20 protein-coding genes are annotated in these 16939 nt (G+C 65.9%); 9 read left to right on the forward strand and 11 right to left on the reverse strand.

What is annotated here, in order from left to right:
- Window positions 1-21 precede the first annotated feature (21 nt).
- Window positions 22-756: a polysaccharide deacetylase family protein gene (locus CFB82_RS33020; protein ID WP_069250448.1), complete on the forward strand. Its 735-nt coding sequence runs from the start codon at window positions 22-24 to the stop codon at window positions 754-756.
- 6 nt (window positions 757-762) lie between these two features.
- On the opposite strand, the gene CFB82_RS33025 is transcribed toward CFB82_RS33020, so the two are convergent.
- The 4 genes from CFB82_RS33025 to CFB82_RS33035 all read right to left on the reverse strand — a co-directional run bounded on the left by CFB82_RS33025 (window position 763) and on the right by CFB82_RS33035 (window position 3663).
- Window positions 763-1221, reverse strand: a complete 459-nt coding sequence (locus CFB82_RS33025) for an MFS transporter (RefSeq protein ID WP_143750998.1) — start codon at window positions 1219-1221, stop codon at window positions 763-765.
- 342 nt (window positions 1222-1563) lie between these two features.
- A complete protein-coding gene (locus CFB82_RS44215) occupies window positions 1564-1692 on the reverse strand; it encodes a hypothetical protein (RefSeq protein ID WP_256979140.1) in 129 nt (42 codons plus the stop codon).
- A gap of 2 nt (window positions 1693-1694) precedes the next feature.
- Window positions 1695-2579 (reverse strand): alpha/beta fold hydrolase, encoded by an 885-nt coding sequence (locus CFB82_RS33030; RefSeq protein ID WP_069250446.1) that lies wholly within the window; start codon window positions 2577-2579, stop codon window positions 1695-1697.
- A gap of 28 nt (window positions 2580-2607) precedes the next feature.
- Window positions 2608-3663 (reverse strand): sugar phosphate isomerase/epimerase family protein, encoded by a 1056-nt coding sequence (locus CFB82_RS33035; protein WP_069252814.1) that lies wholly within the window; start codon window positions 3661-3663, stop codon window positions 2608-2610.
- A gap of 113 nt (window positions 3664-3776) precedes the next feature.
- Between CFB82_RS33035 and CFB82_RS33040 the strand changes: the two genes are divergently transcribed.
- The 3 genes from CFB82_RS33040 to CFB82_RS33050 all read left to right on the forward strand — a co-directional run bounded on the left by CFB82_RS33040 (window position 3777) and on the right by CFB82_RS33050 (window position 6202).
- Window positions 3777-4382 (forward strand): TetR/AcrR family transcriptional regulator, encoded by a 606-nt coding sequence (locus CFB82_RS33040; protein WP_069250445.1) that lies wholly within the window; start codon window positions 3777-3779, stop codon window positions 4380-4382.
- 13 nt (window positions 4383-4395) lie between these two features.
- On the forward strand, window positions 4396-4836 hold the full coding sequence (locus CFB82_RS33045; protein ID WP_083266196.1) for a hypothetical protein: 441 nt from the start codon (window positions 4396-4398) through the stop codon (window positions 4834-4836).
- A 331-nt stretch (window positions 4837-5167) separates the two neighbouring features.
- Window positions 5168-6202, forward strand: coding sequence for a helix-turn-helix domain-containing protein (locus tag CFB82_RS33050; RefSeq protein WP_069250444.1), 1035 nt, complete (start codon window positions 5168-5170; stop codon window positions 6200-6202).
- A 73-nt stretch (window positions 6203-6275) separates the two neighbouring features.
- Here the strand turns inward: CFB82_RS33050 and CFB82_RS33055 are convergent, their stop codons facing one another.
- From CFB82_RS33055 to CFB82_RS33085, 7 genes are all read right to left on the reverse strand, one after another.
- Entirely contained in the window at window positions 6276-6662 is a 387-nt protein-coding gene (locus tag CFB82_RS33055) for a nuclear transport factor 2 family protein (protein WP_069250443.1), read from the reverse strand.
- 85 nt (window positions 6663-6747) lie between these two features.
- On the reverse strand, window positions 6748-7071 hold the full coding sequence (fdxA, locus tag CFB82_RS33060; RefSeq protein ID WP_069250442.1) for a ferredoxin FdxA: 324 nt from the start codon (window positions 7069-7071) through the stop codon (window positions 6748-6750).
- A 28-nt stretch (window positions 7072-7099) separates the two neighbouring features.
- Complete coding sequence (locus CFB82_RS33065) at window positions 7100-8344, reverse strand: ATP-grasp domain-containing protein (RefSeq protein ID WP_069250441.1); 1245 nt, start codon at window positions 8342-8344, stop codon at window positions 7100-7102.
- Between the two features lie 33 nt (window positions 8345-8377).
- Window positions 8378-9700 carry an ATP-grasp domain-containing protein gene (locus CFB82_RS33070; RefSeq protein WP_069250440.1) on the reverse strand — a complete coding sequence of 441 codons (1323 nt, stop codon included), beginning with the start codon at window positions 9698-9700 and terminating at the stop codon, window positions 8378-8380.
- 2 nt (window positions 9701-9702) lie between these two features.
- A complete protein-coding gene (locus CFB82_RS33075; RefSeq protein ID WP_069250439.1) occupies window positions 9703-11028 on the reverse strand; it encodes an ATP-grasp domain-containing protein in 1326 nt (441 codons plus the stop codon).
- Window positions 11029-11041: 13 nt separating this feature from the next.
- Window positions 11042-11794 carry a hypothetical protein gene (locus CFB82_RS33080; RefSeq protein WP_069250438.1) on the reverse strand — a complete coding sequence of 251 codons (753 nt, stop codon included), beginning with the start codon at window positions 11792-11794 and terminating at the stop codon, window positions 11042-11044.
- A 55-nt stretch (window positions 11795-11849) separates the two neighbouring features.
- Window positions 11850-12287 carry a 2Fe-2S iron-sulfur cluster-binding protein gene (locus CFB82_RS33085; RefSeq protein WP_231937874.1) on the reverse strand — a complete coding sequence of 146 codons (438 nt, stop codon included), beginning with the start codon at window positions 12285-12287 and terminating at the stop codon, window positions 11850-11852.
- A gap of 194 nt (window positions 12288-12481) precedes the next feature.
- Between CFB82_RS33085 and CFB82_RS33090 the strand changes: the two genes are divergently transcribed.
- The 5 genes from CFB82_RS33090 to CFB82_RS33110 all read left to right on the forward strand — a co-directional run.
- The gene (locus CFB82_RS33090; protein WP_083266027.1) at window positions 12482-13435 is read left to right on the forward strand and encodes an iron-containing redox enzyme family protein; all 954 of its coding nucleotides are present in this window, start codon (window positions 12482-12484) and stop codon (window positions 13433-13435) included.
- Window positions 13436-13547: 112 nt separating this feature from the next.
- Window positions 13548-14774, forward strand: coding sequence for an MFS transporter (locus CFB82_RS33095; protein WP_156814594.1), 1227 nt, complete (start codon window positions 13548-13550; stop codon window positions 14772-14774).
- Window positions 14775-14811: 37 nt separating this feature from the next.
- A complete protein-coding gene (locus CFB82_RS33100; protein WP_069250437.1) occupies window positions 14812-16212 on the forward strand; it encodes a pyridoxal phosphate-dependent decarboxylase family protein in 1401 nt (466 codons plus the stop codon).
- Complete coding sequence (locus CFB82_RS33105) at window positions 16209-16715, forward strand: disulfide bond formation protein B (protein WP_069250436.1); 507 nt, start codon at window positions 16209-16211, stop codon at window positions 16713-16715. The genes CFB82_RS33100 and CFB82_RS33105 overlap by 4 nt, the downstream gene beginning before the upstream one ends.
- Window positions 16716-16789: 74 nt before the next feature.
- Window positions 16790-16939, forward strand: a 150-nt coding sequence (locus tag CFB82_RS33110; RefSeq protein WP_143750999.1) for a 2Fe-2S iron-sulfur cluster-binding protein, incomplete at its 3' end; no start/stop codon positions are given.

A 16939-nucleotide genomic window follows, 5' to 3' on the forward strand; every position in this document is an offset into this window, starting at 1 on the left:
CCCCGTTCTCGCGACCCGCTCATGCTGCTGCCCGCCACGCGCTACCCGATCCTGATGTATCACCAGGTCCGCACGCCGCCGCCACCGCCCGACCGGCTGCGCAGCCTGAGCGTCGCGCCCGATGCGTTCCGCCGCCAGATGACGCTGTTCAAGCGGCTCGGCTACCGCGGCCTGAGCGTGCGCGAACTGCAGCCGTACCTGCGCGGCGAGCGCAGCGGGAAGGTCTTCGGCATTACGTTCGACGACGGCTTTCTCAACGTGCTGACGCATGCGATGCCCGTGCTCGACGCGCTCGGCTTCACCGCGACCTGCTACTTCGTCGCCGGCCGGTTCGGCGGCGAGAACGACTGGGATGCGGCCGCCGATACCGCACGCTCCCCGCTGATGACGTACGCGGACATGCTCGCATGGCGCGATCACGGTCATGAAATCGGCTCGCATACGCTCGATCACGTCGCGCTGTCGCACGTGCCGGCGCACGTGTCGGAGGTTCAGATTACCGAATCGAAGCAGCGGCTCGAAGCGTTGAGCGGCCAGCTCGTCGAATCGTTCTGCTACCCGTACGGCGATCTGGACCCGCGCGTGCGCGACCAGGTCGCCGCCGCGGGTTACCACAACGCGACGACGACCCGGCGCGGCTGCGCCGACGTGTACGACGATCGGTTCCTGTTGCCGCGGATTGCGGTCGCGGGCGGCGTCGGTGCGATGCGGCTCTGGTTCAAGTGTGCGAAGGCGCGGGTTCAGCGGCACAGGTAGCCCCGGCTATGCCGGCCGCTGCCGGCAGAATGCGAGCAGGGGACGCACGGCGCCGTCGAGCGAGCCGAAGATCGAATACGCGGTCGTTTCGTCAAGCGCGGCCCCGAGCCCGGACAGGCACGCCCACGTCAACAGGCCCGGAAGCGACCGCGCAAATGCGAATCCGACGAACCCCGCCGCACGGCAAAGCAGGCCGAGCGTGGTCAGCACGCGGCTGCTGAAGCGATCCGTCGACGCCCCCAGCACCAGCGGCAGCACGCTGGCAACGCTGCCCGCGTCCAGATGGCGCTCCATGTCGAGGAACGCGGCAAGCTGCGGCAGCGATCCGAACACCGACAGATTCACCAGGAACTGGAGGATCAGCAGCATCCGCGTCGACGTCGGCACGCCTTGCGCGATTCCGGTGAGCCAGGCGGCCGGGTTGTTGTGCTTCTGGCGCAACGGGTCGACTCTGTCGCCGGACACTCGGCGATCGCAATCATCCATCATGTTCTCCACTGACGTTCGATGCCGGCCAGACGGAGCATGAAAAAAGCCCCGTCCGTTTCCGGCGGGGCTTGGGGTGGGTTCGATACACTGACCTACGACGCGCGACCTCCTCCCGGCCCGCCATTGGCGGTCGTGGTGGTAGTCGTGGTCGTGACGAAAAGTGCGTTCATGTGAGGAATCTAGTCAACCTGCTGTCGGGCGTCAATACGTCGACTGCGTCGCCGGTCGGACAGGAAGTTCATCGATGTCACGGAAAACGCGTCGGTCTTTCTGATCCCGTGCGGCCGCCGGACCGTACGTCCCGCTCCGGCCATGCGCTCACCGCTGGAACGCCCTGCGCATCTGCGCGCCGGCCACGTCGAACACCTGGCGGGCTGCCGGCGTCACGCCGGCCATATGGATGCACGCATGGATCATCCCCAGCAGCACGACGCAATCGATCGGCATGGTCAGCGGCTCCGTTCCAGGAACGGCAGCAGATGGCCGATGAATGCGTCGGGCGCCTCTTCCATGATGAAGTGGCCGCAATCAGGCACGACCGCGCCCTGCAGATCCCTCGCGTTGTCGCGCATCGTGACCAGCGGTGCATCGCCGGTCGCATGTTCGGCACCGATGGCGAGCACGGGCATCGTCAGCGGGTGCTTCGCCCGCGCCTCATTCTGCCGGATCGTCTCCGGAATCGCGCGGTAATAGGCGAAGCCGCCGCGCAAGCCGCCCGGTGCCGAATACGCGTCGATATACACATCGACGGCCACGCAATCGCGCCGGAACGACCAGCGGTTGAACATGAATTCCAGATAGGCCCGTTCACGTCCCGCAATCAGCGTCTCGGGCAGATCGGCCAGCTGGTTGAACATGAAATGCCACAGGAAGATGTTCTCTTCCGGCGGAGCGAAGATCGACGGCGCGGGCGCCAGCCCGGGGATCACCGCCTCCGTGAGCGCCAGCGACTTCACCGCCTCGGGCCGATCGCTCGCGAGCGCATAGGCCACCCACATACCGACGTCGTGGCCGGCCACCTGGTACACATCGAAGCCAAGCTGCACCATCACGCGATGCAACGTGGCCGCCGTGTGGCCCGTGTCGTAACCCGCAAGCGGCCGGTCGGAATAGCCGGTGCCGGGCGGATCGACCGCGACGGCCATGAAGCCGCGCGCGGCGAGCGCCTGCATCACATGACGCCATGCGTACCAGGTTTGCGGCCATCCCGGAATCAGCAAGACCGGGGTGCCCGCGCCGGCCGTGACGCAATGAATGCGCTGGCCGTCGACGCGCACATATTGATGATCGAAGCGTTGAGCGTCGGCTGACGACGACTGAAGTTGAGCGGACATATCGATGGTTCCTCGCAACGGGGCCGGCTCAGGCGATGCCGAGCATGTCGTGGATTTGCTGTTGATTGACCGCGGCACCGGCGAAGTCGTCGAAGATGCGCTCCGTCACCCGGATGATGTGGTCGTTGATGAACGCAACCCCTTCGCGCGCGCCGTCTTCCTGGTCCTTGAGGCAGCACTCCCACTCGAGGGTGGCCCATCCTGCGTAGTCATACTGAGCAAATTTCGAAAAAATCGCCTTGAAGTCGACCTGACCGTCGCCGAGCGAACGGAAACGGCCGGCACGCTCGAGCCACGAACTGTAGCCGCCGTAGATGCCCTGACGCCCCGAAGGCAGAAACTCGGCATCCTTCACATGGAACATGCGGATGTGGTCGCGGTAGATATCGATGTACGCGAGATAGTCCAGCTGCTGCAGCACGAAATGGCTCGGATCGAACAGCATCTTGCAGCGCGCGTGCTCGCCGACCCGCGCATGGAAGCGCTCGAAGCTGACGCCGTCGTGCAGGTCCTCGCTGGGATGGATCTCGTAGCAGAGGTTGACGCCGTTTTCATCGCAGACATCGAGAATCGGCCGCCAGCGGCGCGCCAGTTCATCGAAAGCCGTCTCGATGAGGCCGGCGGGCCGTTGCGGGAACGGAAACAGGTAGGGCCACGCGAACGAACCCGAAAAAGTGCCCATGTCGGCCAGCCCCAGGCGGCGTGAAGCCCGCGCCGCGAGCGTGAGCCGATCCAGCGCCCATGCGGTGCGCGCGGCCGGATTGCCGCGCACGGCTGCGGGCGCGAAGTTGTCGCACATCGCGTCGTACGCCGGATGCACGGCGACCAGTTGCCCGAAGATGTGCGTGGTCAGTTCGCTGATCGCCAGCCCGTGATCGGCCAGCATGCCCTTCATGTCATCGCAATAGGCCTGGCTTTCCGCGGCCGTCTCCACGTCGAACAGCCGGCCATCCCATGCGGGAATCTGCAGCGCCTTGAAGCCGACGCCGGCCGCCCATTGCGCGATGCTCGGCAAGCTGTTGAACGGTGCCGCATCGTCGGCGAACTGCGCGAGATGGAGACTGGGGCCCTTGAGGGTACGCATGATCATCAACTCCTATTGTTGGTTGATCGACAAAGAATAGGATACGGGAACGGCGCGTGTCAACACGGCGCGCGATAGAATCGGCGCACGATGTGACGACGGACGAAAGGGAAATGGCGGGACGACCGAGAGAATTTGATCGCGGCATGGCGCTGAAACGCGCGATGCTGGCGTTCTGGCGACACGGCTACGAAGGCACGTCGATGTCCGATCTGGTCGAAGTGATGGGGATCGCGTCAGCGCGCATCTATGCCGCCTTCGGCAGCAAGGAAGCCCTGTTCCAGGAAGCCGTGGCGCTCTACGAGCAAGGCGAAGGCGGTTTCGCCGATCGTGCGCTCGCCGAGGAAACGGATGTCCGCGCGGCGGTCGAACGGATGCTGCGCGATGCGGTCGCCGCCTATACCCGGCGCGGCCAGCCGCACGGCTGCATGGTGGTGTCCGCCGCCACCAATTACTCGGCCGAAAACGAAGGGGTCATGGAATGGCTGGCCGCCCATCGGCGCGCCCGCACGCAGTCGATCGCCGAGCGCCTGCAGCGCGCAGCCGAACAGGGGCAGCTCGCGCGGGACACCGACATCAAGGCGCTGGCCGATTTCTATGCGACGCAGCTGCACGGCATTTCCGTTCAATCCCGCGACGGGGTATCGAAAGAGCGCCTGCTCGCCTCGATCGGGCCGGCGATGATGCCGCTCGCGATGGCTATGCGTGACGGGGCGTGAGGCGGCGCGACTGATGGACCCCGATATTCAGAACATGCTCCGCCGCTATCGCGAACGAGAGATCGACCTGCATCAGTTGCGCGTGTGGCTTGACGGCGAAAGAACGCGTGTGGACGCACACATCCCCCGCGGTGAATGGCTGAAACTGAGGCGAGGCAGTGAAGCGCAAAGCAACGGTGCGATCGCGCGTCTGCTTCCCGCGTGCATACGCTGTCTCAGTGTCGGCGAGCCCAAAGCATTCGCGTCACATCATGAGTATCAGCAGTACACCCACCGTCGTGACGCAGCCATCGCAAACGGCGTCCTCTCCGACATTCCGCAACCTCATTTCTCTTCCGAAGGCGCCGATTCGGCAGGCTCCGCGATGTACTGTCGCTGCACCTGCTGCCGCGCGATCTGGGCATTCGTCGAGCCCGAGAAAGCTGAAAACGGTTCATGGAACCGAATCATCTAGGTGCGGCGTCCGAGAAGCGAGAAACACGTCCGACGAAAGATAATCGAAAGAAATATCAACACCCAATAGCCGATAAAATTTCAAAAAATTGCAATCATCGTTTCACTATCAGGCTCTCTTGAAGAGCACGGCTGCCCACCAGGCATTCCATACGATTGAGTCCCACTAAAAATTACAGAACCCCCCTCAATCCAGACGCAATCCAAACCTCCAAATAATTTATATAGATAGAAGAAAATCTATCTAGCAACGTGCCCCTCCGCCCATCCCATTCCCTTAAGAAACCCCTCTATAATTTAGCAAACCAAAATACGATATTGAGGGCCACAAGATGAGCAGCTCGACCAATCCGCCTTTCCGTTTCTCTCTACAGGATTATTCACCTGCCGAACGTCTCGAGGCATGGCAGACCCAGTATTCGATTGCGGAGTTCGCTTTAACCACGCCGATTGACCCGATAATCGACTATCAGTTTATCGGCTACACGCTCGGCAACATCTCGGTCGGCAAATGGACCTACCATCATCCGGGGAACCCGGCCGTTCCGCTCTCGTACGCGCTCAACCGTTCGGCGGCGTTCATTCGGCGGGACGGGATGGACAACTATTCGTTCAACCTGCGTGACGCGGGAAGCGTGCGCGGGGAGATCGACGGACGGCCGGTGTTCGTGCAGCCCGGGGATATCCTCGTCGTCGACCAGGCGCGTCCTTATCACCGTGAAATCCAGGCAGGCGACGCGGTCACGCTGCTGGTCGCGCGCGACATGCTGCCGAGCCTGCCGTCGAGCGTCCACGGCACCATCTTCAGCGGCGGAATCAGCCAGCTCCTCGACAGCTACCTGAGGAGCCTGCTCGACAAGATCGGCACGCTGTCGCAGTCGGAAGCGCTGCATGCCGAGCAGGCGACGCTGAGCCTGGTGAAGGCGATGCTCAGCCCGACCGCGCAAGAGATCTCGAATGCGCGCAACGAGTTGCTGTCGGCCCTGTACGTGAAAATCAAGGAGTACATCCGGCAGAACCTCGAATCGCCGGACCTGTCGCCGGATCGAATCTGCAAGGAAATCGGCATCTCGCGCTCGAGTCTGTACCGATTGTTCGAGCAGGATGGCGGGGTCGCGAATTACATCCGCAAACGCCGTCTGCTCGCGATTCACCGCGCGCTGATGTCGCCCGAGAGCCCGCGTCACCGGATCGGCGATCTCGCATACCGATACGGCTTCAACAGCAACACGCAGCTCAGTCGCGCGTTCAAACTGGAGTTCGGTCACGCGCCGAGCGAGACACGCGTCGTCGCAGGAAGCCCGCAGCATCGCCTGCAACGACACACGGATACCGACTACAACGGCTGGCTCGCGCAGATTCGCTGAACGTCGTGGCGCACACAGCGCACGACGGCCCGGCGTGCGGTGCACCGGGCCGTATGCGCATGCGGCCGAACAATCAGGCGAACGCTTCGACGGCGGCAGCCGTGTCCTCGAAGATCCGATAGTGGCGGATCACGTCGCCCTCGATACGTGCAACGACCGCGAATTCGCTCTTGAAGGTGCGGCCCGTCTTGCGCACGCGATGCTGCATGTAGCCGTACGCGAACACATAGTCGTCGGCTTCGGCCCATTTGCGGATCTCGAACTGCTCGGTCTCGAACTGCTCGACCAGCGTGCCCAGCAGGCGTTCGACACCGGCCTTGCCGACGAAGCGCCCGTAGATCGGCAGGCTCTCGGGGCCCTGCGGCTCGAACACCGTCGCGTCGTCGATCACTGCGAGCGCGCCCGGTACGTCACCGGCGCCGACCTTCGAGAAGAACTGTTGCAGCGGATTGAGTGCCATACAAACCTCCATGAATGGTGAATGGCAAAGCGGGATTGTCGAGACCGGCTCCCGCCGCGATGCCGGTATATCGTCGTGTCGACGGCTAGGATTCGAGCAGCGCGATCTTGCCGTCGACATTCGCCCAGCGGGCCGCGTCGACCGGCGGCAGCTGGCTGCGCGTGATGCTCGGCCACGTCTTCGACAGCGTCGCGTTCAACGCGACGAACGCGTACTGCACCGCCGGCACTTCGTCGGCGGGAAAGATCGCGCCGACCGGGCATTCGGCACGGCACACGCCGCAATCGATGCACTCGTCCGGATCGATGACCAGAAAATTCGCGCCTTCGTGAAAGCAATCGACCGGACACACCTCGACGCAATCGGTGTAGCGGCATTTGATGCAGTTCTCCGTGATCACGTGTGCCATGTTCGGCTCCTGTCGAAAGGCCCTTGCGTCAGGACGACGCCGGCACGGAAACGCACAGCGACGCGGAGGCGAACAGCCGCTCGATCCACTCGCGCGTCTCGTCCGGGCTCGGCGTGCCGATAATTCCCGCAAGCGGGGTTTCGCGCGCCGAGTACGTGACATTCGATGCGAATGCGCGACCCGTCTCGAGTTCGGCCCACGCGAGTACCGCGGGGCTCGTGCGGAACGGCTCGATGCCGGAGAACCCGTGGAAGCGGCCGCCTTGCACGTGATGGCCCGGAAACACGAACCAGCCATGCCAGAGCTGCTGCGCGAACGCGGTGCGCGCCGGCAGGCTGGCCGGCTCGCCGATCAGCAGCCGCAGTTCGACCGACGGCAGGTGGATGCCGGTGGCAAGTTCGAACGTCGCGACCACGTCCGCGCCGCCGACCCGGTTGCCGACTTCGAGAAACACCAGTTCGCCATCCTGCTCGATCGCTTCCAGGTGGAAGCTGCCCGTGTCGATGCGCACCGCGGCCAGTACGCGCTCGACCCAGCGCCGGGCCGTGTCGCTCAGCGCGAAATGGAACGAGCCGAGCGGCTGGCCCGCCGCATAGCCGAGGCAGGTGCCCACATAGCGGCTCGCGGTGACCGCGCGTGGCGTGCCGTCCGCGACGACGCCGTCGAAATGCAGAATCGGGCCGTCGACGAATTCCTCCAGCTGAAAATCCTCGATACCCGGTGCGTCCGAATCGAGCGCGGCGACGCCCGTGCGACGCGCCGCCAACGCATCGAACAGCGCGGCGGGCGTATCGAACACGACGACGTCGGCACTCGACGCGCCGCTGTGCGGCTTCAGCACCGTCTTGCCGTGCCACGGCGTGTGCCCCTGCGCGTCGATCCATGCGCGCAACGGCAGGAAGCGCGGCACGCGCACACCGGCGTCGTGCACCGCCGCCTTCATTTTCACCTTGTCGCGCACCAGCATCACGTCTTCGACCGATTTGCCGGCGATGCCGAATCGTGCCCGCAGCTTTGCCGCGTCGATCAATTCGTACTCCGACAAGGAAATCACGGCGTCGAATCGTTGCGGACGGGCTTCGAGCCACGCACTCGCCTCATCGAACGCGGAGGCGAGGCCGGCCCGCTCGACACGCGAGCAGCGCAGCTCCGCCGGAATCGTGTCGAGAATGTCGCGCTTGCCGAAATACGTGACGTCATGCCGATCGTGATCGATACCGCGCGCATAGTCGATGCGCAGATAGGGCACGCGGTGCAATACGAGAATGTTCATCGCGGTCTCCGGACCAATGGATTGACGGTGGCGTCACGCCGCCGCGCGCACTTCGCAGGCCGCATCGAGCGCAGCCGGCCAGCGCGCGCGCAGCGTCGCGACGACGTCGCGAATATCGGCGTCACCCGGTTCGAGCGTGATGCAGGCGAGCGCGACGAAATCGGCGTTGTCGCGCGCGATCGCGTGAACGAAGCGCCGGTCCGCATGCAGCCATTCGAAGCCCTGTGATTGCAGCGCGCCGTCGCGCAAGCCGAGCGTGCGCACGGTGTCGGCGATTGCGTCGCCGAGCGGGTCCGCGTCGGCTCGCACGTCCTGCGGCGAAAACTGCCGGTCGTATGCGACCCCCAGCATCACCGCGGCCGCGAAGCGCGCGGGCGCCGGGAGCGTCACGGGCGGCGCGACGCCCCAGACCGTGTCGATCCACGCGTGGAACAGGTCGACGCCATAAGCCCAGCGCGCGAGCCACCAGATCTTCATGCCCGCCGGGCGCCGGTTCGGTTCGACGACGGCGGCCTGCAACCCGTCGTCGCTGAGCTTGATCTCGTTGTGAAACGGGCCGTCGCGTTGCCCGACCAGCAGATTGGCGAGGCGGCCCGCGCGCGTGAGCGTGTCCGCTTCGTGATCGGCGAGCCGCGACGGCAGGATCTGCGCGACCTCGACCGGATAGCGGCCTGTCGCGCTGACCTTCTCGGTCGTAAACGCCAGCGCACCCAGGCCGTCGAACGAGAATTCGCGCGCGAACGGAATGAACGCTTCGCAGATCACGCCGCGCGACACGTACGGCGCGACCTCGCTGAACGCGGCTTCCAGGCTGTCGCCGTCACGCACGACCACCACGCCGCGGTTATTGCCCTCGCACGACGGCTTGACGACGAAGCCGCCCGGATGCGCGGCGGCGAAGCGTCGCAGATCGTCGACCGACGCTGCCTCCGCATAGTCCGGCACCATCACGCGCTGCGCTTCGAGCAGGGCGCGCACGCGGTGTTCCGCGACCCGATACGCGTGCTTGCTGAACGCACCGGCCGCCAGCGACGCGGAATCGACCGCCAGGCCGAGCCGTTCCAGCAGCGCGGCGCCCTGCTGGACTGCGTTGTCCGAAAACACGATACCCGCCCGCAGGTCGCCCGCGATACCCGCGAGCTGCGCAACGGCGGCGTCGACGAAGCCGTCCGCGAGCGGGTCGAGATCGATCACGTCGTCGCAGATACGCCAGTCACGTTCGCTCGGGCCCGAACGGATCAGCACCGTCCGGGCGCCGTAGCGCTCGCGCGCGTAGCGCGCCAGGTGCGCGACGTCTTCCACCCGGCTCAGGTTGTAGTCGACGATCAACAGCGTCGATGCGGAACGAGCAGTCATGATCAGGCTCCCAGCGCGGGTTCGGCGACCCGGTAGTGCACAGTGATGGCATCCGCGGAAGCCGCGAGCAGCGTGTCGAGTTCGGCGTCGCGTTCCGCGCGGCTCATCGACCACAACAGCTGACCGAGAAAGACTTCGCGTGATGCCGGATCGACTTCGTCACCGGACTTCAGCAGCACCTGCGTCACCACGGGTGCGCGCGGCAGCGGATTGAGTTCGATCGACTCGATCCGGCCCGGTGACGCAAAGTAGACGCGGAAGACCGTCGCGTTCGGCCCCGGTGCCCGGCCGTCGGCGCCATAGGCGAGGTGCGCGAGCGACGCGCGCGCGGCATCGGCATCCAGCAGCAGCACCGCAAGCCACATGTCGAGCAGGTTCGCCGCGCCCGTAAGCGCCTTCACGCTCGGCGAAATCAGGCTGCCGCCCACGCGCGGATTGATCTCGATCAGATCCCAGCGTGCACCGTCGAAACGGGCCTCGACATGGAAGCAGCCCCAGTCGAGCGCAAGGTGCGCGAACACCTTGCCGAGCCACGCGATGCCGGCCGCGCATTCGTGCGCGGCGATCGAGACGGGCGGGCTGGTGCAGCTGTCTTCCAGCACGGTGCCGTTCGCTTCGGTCAGCTCGCATTTCTCGTGGATCGCGACCACATGCAGACGTCCGTCGACCACCAGCACCTCGAAGCTGCACTCGGTCCCGCTCACGTACTCTTCCGCGATGAACCGGACACCGTCGCCGAGCACCGACGCATAGACCGTGTCCGCCCGCGCTTCGGCCGCGATCGCCTCGAGCGTCGCCCAGGTCGTGTCGTGCGTGAGCCGGAAGGCGCCGTACGACGCGATGCCCTGCACCGGCTTCACGAAATAGTCGCCGCCCGTCGCCTGCAGCGCGCGCAGCACGTCCGGCGTGAGCGTGTGCGCGATTCGGCTGGAGAGGCCCACCGCATGCAGCGCGTTGCGGACCTGGAGCTTGTCGCGCAGCGATTCGACCTGCGCCGGTGCGAGATCCGCGACACCCAGGCGCGCATTCGCATGAGCCATCAGCCCGCGGTAGCCTTCCCACACCGAAATGCAGGCGCGTACCCGCACGCCGCGCGCCTGTAACGCGTCGAGCGTGCGGTCGACATCCTCCTCCGACAGCTCGTGCGCGTCGCCCGCATGGACGCCGGCCGCCAGCGCGCGCAGCGCGTCGAGGCGCCCCGCGTGCTCCGGCAGCGGCCGGGAAGACACGACGTATGCGTGCAATTGCCGCTGGCCGATCGCCGCGACCAGATCCTCGACGAACGAATAACCGCAGTGACTCAGAATCAGAACGCCATCAGCCAGCATGTCGGCTCTCCCGTCAGGCTGCCGCCTTCAGCGTCGACGCGATCTTGTCGTCGTACAGTTCCTTGAAATACAGCGCGAGAACCGTCTGGTGTTCGCCCAGATAGCGCTTCAGCGCCGCGATGTCATCGTCGTCGCGCAGCAGGTAGCGGATCGCCGCCCACACTTCGCCCGGATGGTCGTCGTTGATGTCGGTGTGCGAATGCGCGATCTGCCCGCCGATGTTCTGCTCGCCGACCGAATCCTTCAGCGCCTCGATCTTGCGCGGCTCGAGTTTCACGTTCACGTACTCGACCAGATACGAGTACGCGACGACGCCGAGCGGGCCTTCGTGATCGAGCAGATACGAGAAATAGCCGGTCAGCAGCTTCGTCGACAGGTACGGCTCCGTCGCAAGAAACGCGTCGCGCGTGACGCCGGCGCGCTCGAGATCCTGGATGAACAGGTCGTCGTGCAGCATTTCCTCGCGCTCGTAGTTCGCCCAGATCTGCGCCGCTTCCGGGCTGCGCTTCGCGATCTCGGCGAGCGCCTTCGATTCGGACACGCGCAGCAGCCGGATACGCCACGCCGTTTCGATCAGGTGGCGACGGTAGTACTCGCTGTCGACGGTCTTGCCTTCGAGGTGCGCGGCGTACGGCACGGTGTCGTACCACGTGTCGATCTGACGATCGATCAGTGCATCGATCTCGCCGCGCAACTGTGCGGATGCGGCTGCATTCAGGAACGGCGTACGGTGCTCGAGACCGGCGTTTTTCACACGATTACTCATAAGAAATCCTATATAAATGACGTGGAGACAGGCATGGAACGCAACGTTGATGGATTCAGCCGTCTGACGTGACGACCTGCACGGTCGCCGCGCCGGTCAGCCGGCATTGACACGCGAGCCTGAAGCGCTCGTCCGGATATCCGAGCCTGCGGAGAAAGGCCGTTTCCTCCACCTGCCGGCTGCCGAGATTGGGCAGGCCGTCCAGCACTTCGATGACACAGGCACCGCACGCACCCGCCCGGCAGCCGAACGGAATCGATTCCTGTCCGTGCAGCTCGAAGTCGAGCTCCGTCAACGCAGCGCGATCCGGAAGCCACACTTCGATACCCTGCGGCAGCAACGTCAGTCTGTGCATCGCTTCATCCTCCGTGTCCATCCGGGCCGCCGTCACCTGCGAACGCAGCAGCGAGCCCGGTGCACGTAATGTATGAAAAGCGCGGCCGTCACCGTTAGCGTTTTTGTCCCAACAAACCGACGATTCGTTTCTGTGCATCCGCCCGCACCGAATGCCGTGCGGGATGGGACGCACTGTCAATCCATTGAGACGCGCCGGCTAACCGCCGCGCATCGCGTTCAGTACATTTCCCATCATCGTCGGCTTCGCAGCGCGGCCCTGGCGCCGGTATCCGCCATCAGCGGAGTCGTATGGTCCGCAATCCCTCCCATCCCGAGACTGGAGCGACAAGCATGTCAACGCAAGCGATTCAAGCAGCAGCACATCACCTGATCCACGCGGCACCCGGCCCCGAAACGGCCGACGTTCCGCGCTGCAATACGCTGGACGCACAGAAGCGCCTGAACGCGTTCTACCTGCGCGAACTCGCGCCGCCGAGTGCATACGACACGATTCCGCAACCGGCGGAATACGACGAGATCCTGGCGCTGGAAAGCGAGTGGAATCTCCACGAGGAATCGCGCCTCGACCTGTCCGGGCTGCCCGAGAACGCCGAACAACTCGAGGAGTGGTACTACACGCTGCGTCGCACGAATCGCGAAGCCGTCGCGCCGTTCTTCCGCTTTCTCGCAGAGGAAGCGTCGCTCGAGCAGCTCGCGTTCTACGTCTGCCTCGAAGCCCAGGTCGACGGACGCTTCGACGACACGATCGCGCTGTCGCAGATCGGCATGCTGGGCGACATGAAGCTCGCGGTCGCAGAGAACTTCTGGGACGAAATGGGGCTCGGCGAGCTGGAAGGCATGCACACGCTGCTGTTCGGAAAGGCCGAGCCGCATTTCCGGCAGTACCTGCAGCGCTTCGACCCGTCGATCCTGTCGTCGGCCCTCGCGCTGAAGAACGGCAACCTGCTGTCGATGTACGCGCTGCGTCGCTGGTACGTGGTCCGCCTGCTCGGCACGCTGACGCTGCTCGAGGACACGGTGCCGTACCGCTTCTCGAAGATGGTGAAGGGCATGCGCCGCCACCAGGTGCCCGAGGAAGTCATCGCCTACCACGTGCTGCACACGAAGATCGACGTGGTGCACGGCAATAGCCTGGTGAAGCGCGTGCTGCTGCCGCTCGCGACACAAAACCCGGCCGCGATCCGGGACATCTGCATCGGTTGCCTGATCCGCTTCAACGTCGAGAAGGATTACTACGCAGGCGCGGGCCAGGTGATGGAGAACATGCGCCAGTCGCTGCAGTAACGCGGCGGCGCGGGCTACCCCACGCGCCGAGCCGTTTCCCGGGGCGGTCCGCGCAACCCGCGTGCGCCGCCCCGCCTGCTTTCTTCATGCCGGTTCGCACCCCGTCACCATCATGAGCCTCGAACAACTGTCTCCGCTACCGCGCGCCCCGCAAGCCCACGCGGCGCCCGCCCATGCCACGCTGACGCGCCCTGTCACGCTGCTGTTCGCGACGACGGCGGGATTCGCCGTCGCCAACGTCTACTATGCGCAGCCGTTGCTCGACACGCTCGCGCACCAGTTCGACATCTCGCGCGCCGCCATCGGCGGCATCATGACGATCACGAGCATCTGCTACGGGCTCGGCCTCCTGCTCCTCGTTCCGCTCGGCGATCTGTGGGATCGGCGCCGGATGATCCTGATCCAGTCGGTCGTCTGCGCGCTCGCGCTGCTGTCGATCGCCACCGCCACGCGCGCCTCCGTGCTGTTCGCCGGCATGGCGCTGATCGGCTTCCTGAGCGTCGTCACCCAGGTGCTCGTGTCGTTCGCGGCGGGGCTCGCCGAACCGGCGGAACGCGGGCAGGTGGTCGGCACCGTGACGAGCGGCATCGTGCTCGGCATCCTGCTCGCGCGCACGTTCTCGGGCGCGATCGCCGACCTTGCGGGATGGCGCGCGGTGTATTTCACGTCGGCCAGCGTCATGCTGCTGCTCGCCGTCGTGCTGTCGCGTGTCCTCCCGCACCATCGCCTTCCGGGTGTCGCCGAACCGTATCCGCGCCTGATCGCGTCGGTATTCGCCCTCTTCGCGCAGGAGCGCGTGCTGCGCGTGCGCGCATTCATCGCCTTCCTGCATTTCGCGGCCGCGATGACGCTGTGGACGCCGATGGTGCTGCCGCTCAGCGCGCCGCCGCTGTCGCTGTCGCATACGGAAATCGGGCTGTTCGGGCTCGCGGGCGCGGCGGGCGCGCTCGGCGCCGCACGCGCCGGCCGTCTCGCCGATCGCGGCCTGGCGCAATGGACGTCCGGCATCGGGCTCGCGCTGATGCTCGTGTCATGGCTGCCCACCGCGCTCATGACGCATTCGCTCGTGGCGCTCGTCGTGGGCGTCGTCGCATTCGACCTCGGCCTGCAGGCGGTGCACGTGACCAACCAGAGCCTGATCTACGGCGTGCGCCCCGACGCACGCAGCCGCCTGACGGCCGGCTACATGTTGCTCTACGCCGCCGGCTGCGCGTCCGGCTCGATCGCGTCGACCTACGTGTATGCGCGCTTCGGCTGGGACGGCGTCTGTACGCTCGGCGCCGCGTTCAGCGCGCTCGCGCTGCTGTTCTGGTATGCGACGCTGCGCCCGCGTGCGTGACGTCCGTCTCTTTCCTCCACCCACCTCCACTGACAGCATGGACGCCAAACTCTCACACGACCTCGTCCGCATCGAAGCGGTTCTGCAGCGTACCCTCGATCACGCGCTCGACGTGCTGGACCGCATCGACGAGCGCCCGGCCGCGCTCGCGCCGCCCGCTGCCGTGCCGCACCCGCTACCGGCCCAGGGCCCCGGCTTCGACGCGGCACTGGACGATTTCCTGGCGCGCTGGGCACCCGGCTTCTCCGGGAGCGCCGGCGCGCGCTACCTCGGCTTCGTGACAGGGGGCGCCACGCCCGCCGCGCTCGCCGGCGACTGGCTGACCAGCGTGTATGACCAGAACCCGACGGCGGGCATCGACAGCTCGGCCCCCGATCTCGAGCGCGAAACCGTCGCACGGCTGCGCGAGCTGTTCGGATTGTCGGATGCGCAGCAGGGTGTGCTCGTCAGCGGCGCGACGATGTCGAACCTGGTCGGGCTCGCCATCGGCCGCGAATGGCTGGGCGAACGATGCCCGGAGCATGTCGACATCGCGGAGGATGGCGTGGGCATGCTGCCGCCGATCCGCGTGCTGTCCGGCACCCCGCACTCGAGCATCTACAAGGCGCTCTCCGTGCTCGGCATCGGGCGTCGCGCGGTACAGAAGATCCCGACGCTGAAGGACCGCGAGGCGATCGACGTCGACGCGCTCGAGGCCGCGCTGCAGCGTTTCGCGGGCGAGCCGGTGATCGTCGTCGCGAACGCCGGCACCGTCAATACCGTCGACTACGACGCGTTGCAGGCGATCGCCGCGCTCCGGTCGCGCTATCCGTTTTGGCTGCACGTCGACGCGGCGTTCGGCGCGTTCGCCGCGCTGTCGCCCGACCACGCCGCGCTCGTGCGTGGCCTCGACGACGCCGATTCGATCTGCATCGACCTGCACAAGTGGCTGAACGTGCCGTACGACGCCGCGGTGCAGTTCAGCCGCCGGCGCGACCTGCAGGTGCGGGTCTTCCAGAACAGCTCCGCGTACCTGGGCGTGCCGACCGACAATCCGGACTTCGTCCACCTCACGCCGGAGAATTCGCGCCGGCTGCGCGCACTGTCGACCTGGTTCGCGCTTGCCGCGTACGGCCGCGACGGCCATGCGGAAATCGTCCGGCGCAACATCGCGCTCGCGCATCGGCTCGGCAGGCAGATCGCCGAGCAGCCGGGCCTGGCGTTGCTGGCGCCGACCCGCGTCAACGTCGTCTGCTTCACGCTCGCCGAGCAGCCCGACGAGGCACGCGTCAACGCATACATGCGCGCGGTGCGCGATCTCGGCGACGTCTTCATCACGACGACGGTCCATGCGGGCACGTGGGGCTTGCGCGCCGCGTTCTGCAACTGGCGGACCGACACGCGCGATGTCGACCGCGTGTTCGAGTCGCTCGTCAGCGCACTCGGAGCCGTGCGATGAGCGCCCCGATCGACGCCACGCGCGCGGAACGGTGGACGCTGCTGGCAATCGGCGCAGGCAGCCTCGCGCTCGTCGCCGGCGCACTGTGGATCCAGCTGGCGTGGCAGGAGGATCCGTGCCCGCTGTGCATCATCCAGCGCTATCTGTTCCTGCTGATCGCACTGTTCGCGCTCGTAGGGGCAGCAGGCGGGCGCCGCGTTGCGTTGCTGCGCGGACTCTCGCTGGCCTCCGCACTGGCCGGCGCGGCGGTCGCCATACGGCACATCTACGTGCAGGCTCACCCGGGATTCAGTTGCGGCTTCGATGCATTGCAGCCGGTGGTCGACGGCCTGCCGCCGGCACACTGGCTGCCGTTGGTCTTCAAGGTCGGCGGGTTGTGCGAAACGTTGTATCCGCCGATTCTCGGGCTGTCGTTGCCGATGTGGGCGCTGGCGGGGTTCGCCGCGATTGCGGCAGCGCTCGGCTGGCGGATCCGCGCGCAAGCGGTCGTCCGCACCGCCTGATACCTTCTTCTGACGTGCGGACGCGCGGTGTGATCGGGCGACACCGGTGTCCGCACACCGCCGTCAAACACACCATGACATTCAAAGTCGCACTGACGCAAAGCGGCCGGCAATTCCAGGTCGAGTCGGATGAAACCGTGCTGGCGGCCGCGCTGCGCCAGAACGTCCATCTGCCGTACGGCTGCAAGAACGGCGCGTGCGGCTCCTGCAAGGGCCAGATCGTG

Source organism: Burkholderia sp. HI2714 (assembly GCF_002223085.1).
In the GTDB taxonomy this organism is placed as follows: domain Bacteria; phylum Pseudomonadota; class Gammaproteobacteria; order Burkholderiales; family Burkholderiaceae; genus Burkholderia; species Burkholderia lata_D.

Excerpts from the sequence above, each read along its gene's own strand:
- CFB82_RS33020 (WP_069250448.1), top strand. The coding sequence starts at position 22 with ATGCTGCTGCCCGCCACGCGCTACCCGATCCTGATGTATCACCAGGTC.
- CFB82_RS44215 (WP_256979140.1), bottom strand. The coding sequence starts at position 1,692 with ATGCCGATCGATTGCGTCGTGCTGCTGGGGATGATCCATGCGTGCATC.
- CFB82_RS33030 (WP_069250446.1), bottom strand. The coding sequence starts at position 2,579 with ATGTCCGCTCAACTTCAGTCGTCGTCAGCCGACGCTCAACGCTTCGAT.
- CFB82_RS33035 (WP_069252814.1), bottom strand. The coding sequence starts at position 3,663 with ATGCGTACCCTCAAGGGCCCCAGTCTCCATCTCGCGCAGTTCGCCGAC.
- CFB82_RS33040 (WP_069250445.1), top strand. The coding sequence starts at position 3,777 with ATGGCGGGACGACCGAGAGAATTTGATCGCGGCATGGCGCTGAAACGC.
- CFB82_RS33045 (WP_083266196.1), top strand. The coding sequence starts at position 4,396 with ATGGACCCCGATATTCAGAACATGCTCCGCCGCTATCGCGAACGAGAG.
- CFB82_RS33050 (WP_069250444.1), top strand. The coding sequence starts at position 5,168 with ATGAGCAGCTCGACCAATCCGCCTTTCCGTTTCTCTCTACAGGATTAT.
- CFB82_RS33055 (WP_069250443.1), bottom strand. The coding sequence starts at position 6,662 with ATGGCACTCAATCCGCTGCAACAGTTCTTCTCGAAGGTCGGCGCCGGT.
- fdxA (WP_069250442.1), bottom strand. The coding sequence starts at position 7,071 with ATGGCACACGTGATCACGGAGAACTGCATCAAATGCCGCTACACCGAT.
- CFB82_RS33065 (WP_069250441.1), bottom strand. The coding sequence starts at position 8,344 with ATGAACATTCTCGTATTGCACCGCGTGCCCTATCTGCGCATCGACTAT.
- CFB82_RS33070 (WP_069250440.1), bottom strand. The coding sequence starts at position 9,700 with ATGACTGCTCGTTCCGCATCGACGCTGTTGATCGTCGACTACAACCTG.
- CFB82_RS33075 (WP_069250439.1), bottom strand. The coding sequence starts at position 11,028 with ATGCTGGCTGATGGCGTTCTGATTCTGAGTCACTGCGGTTATTCGTTC.
- CFB82_RS33080 (WP_069250438.1), bottom strand. The coding sequence starts at position 11,794 with ATGAGTAATCGTGTGAAAAACGCCGGTCTCGAGCACCGTACGCCGTTC.
- CFB82_RS33085 (WP_231937874.1), bottom strand. The coding sequence starts at position 12,287 with ATGCACAGAAACGAATCGTCGGTTTGTTGGGACAAAAACGCTAACGGT.
- CFB82_RS33090 (WP_083266027.1), top strand. The coding sequence starts at position 12,482 with ATGTCAACGCAAGCGATTCAAGCAGCAGCACATCACCTGATCCACGCG.
- CFB82_RS33095 (WP_156814594.1), top strand. The coding sequence starts at position 13,548 with ATGAGCCTCGAACAACTGTCTCCGCTACCGCGCGCCCCGCAAGCCCAC.
- CFB82_RS33100 (WP_069250437.1), top strand. The coding sequence starts at position 14,812 with ATGGACGCCAAACTCTCACACGACCTCGTCCGCATCGAAGCGGTTCTG.
- CFB82_RS33105 (WP_069250436.1), top strand. The coding sequence starts at position 16,209 with ATGAGCGCCCCGATCGACGCCACGCGCGCGGAACGGTGGACGCTGCTG.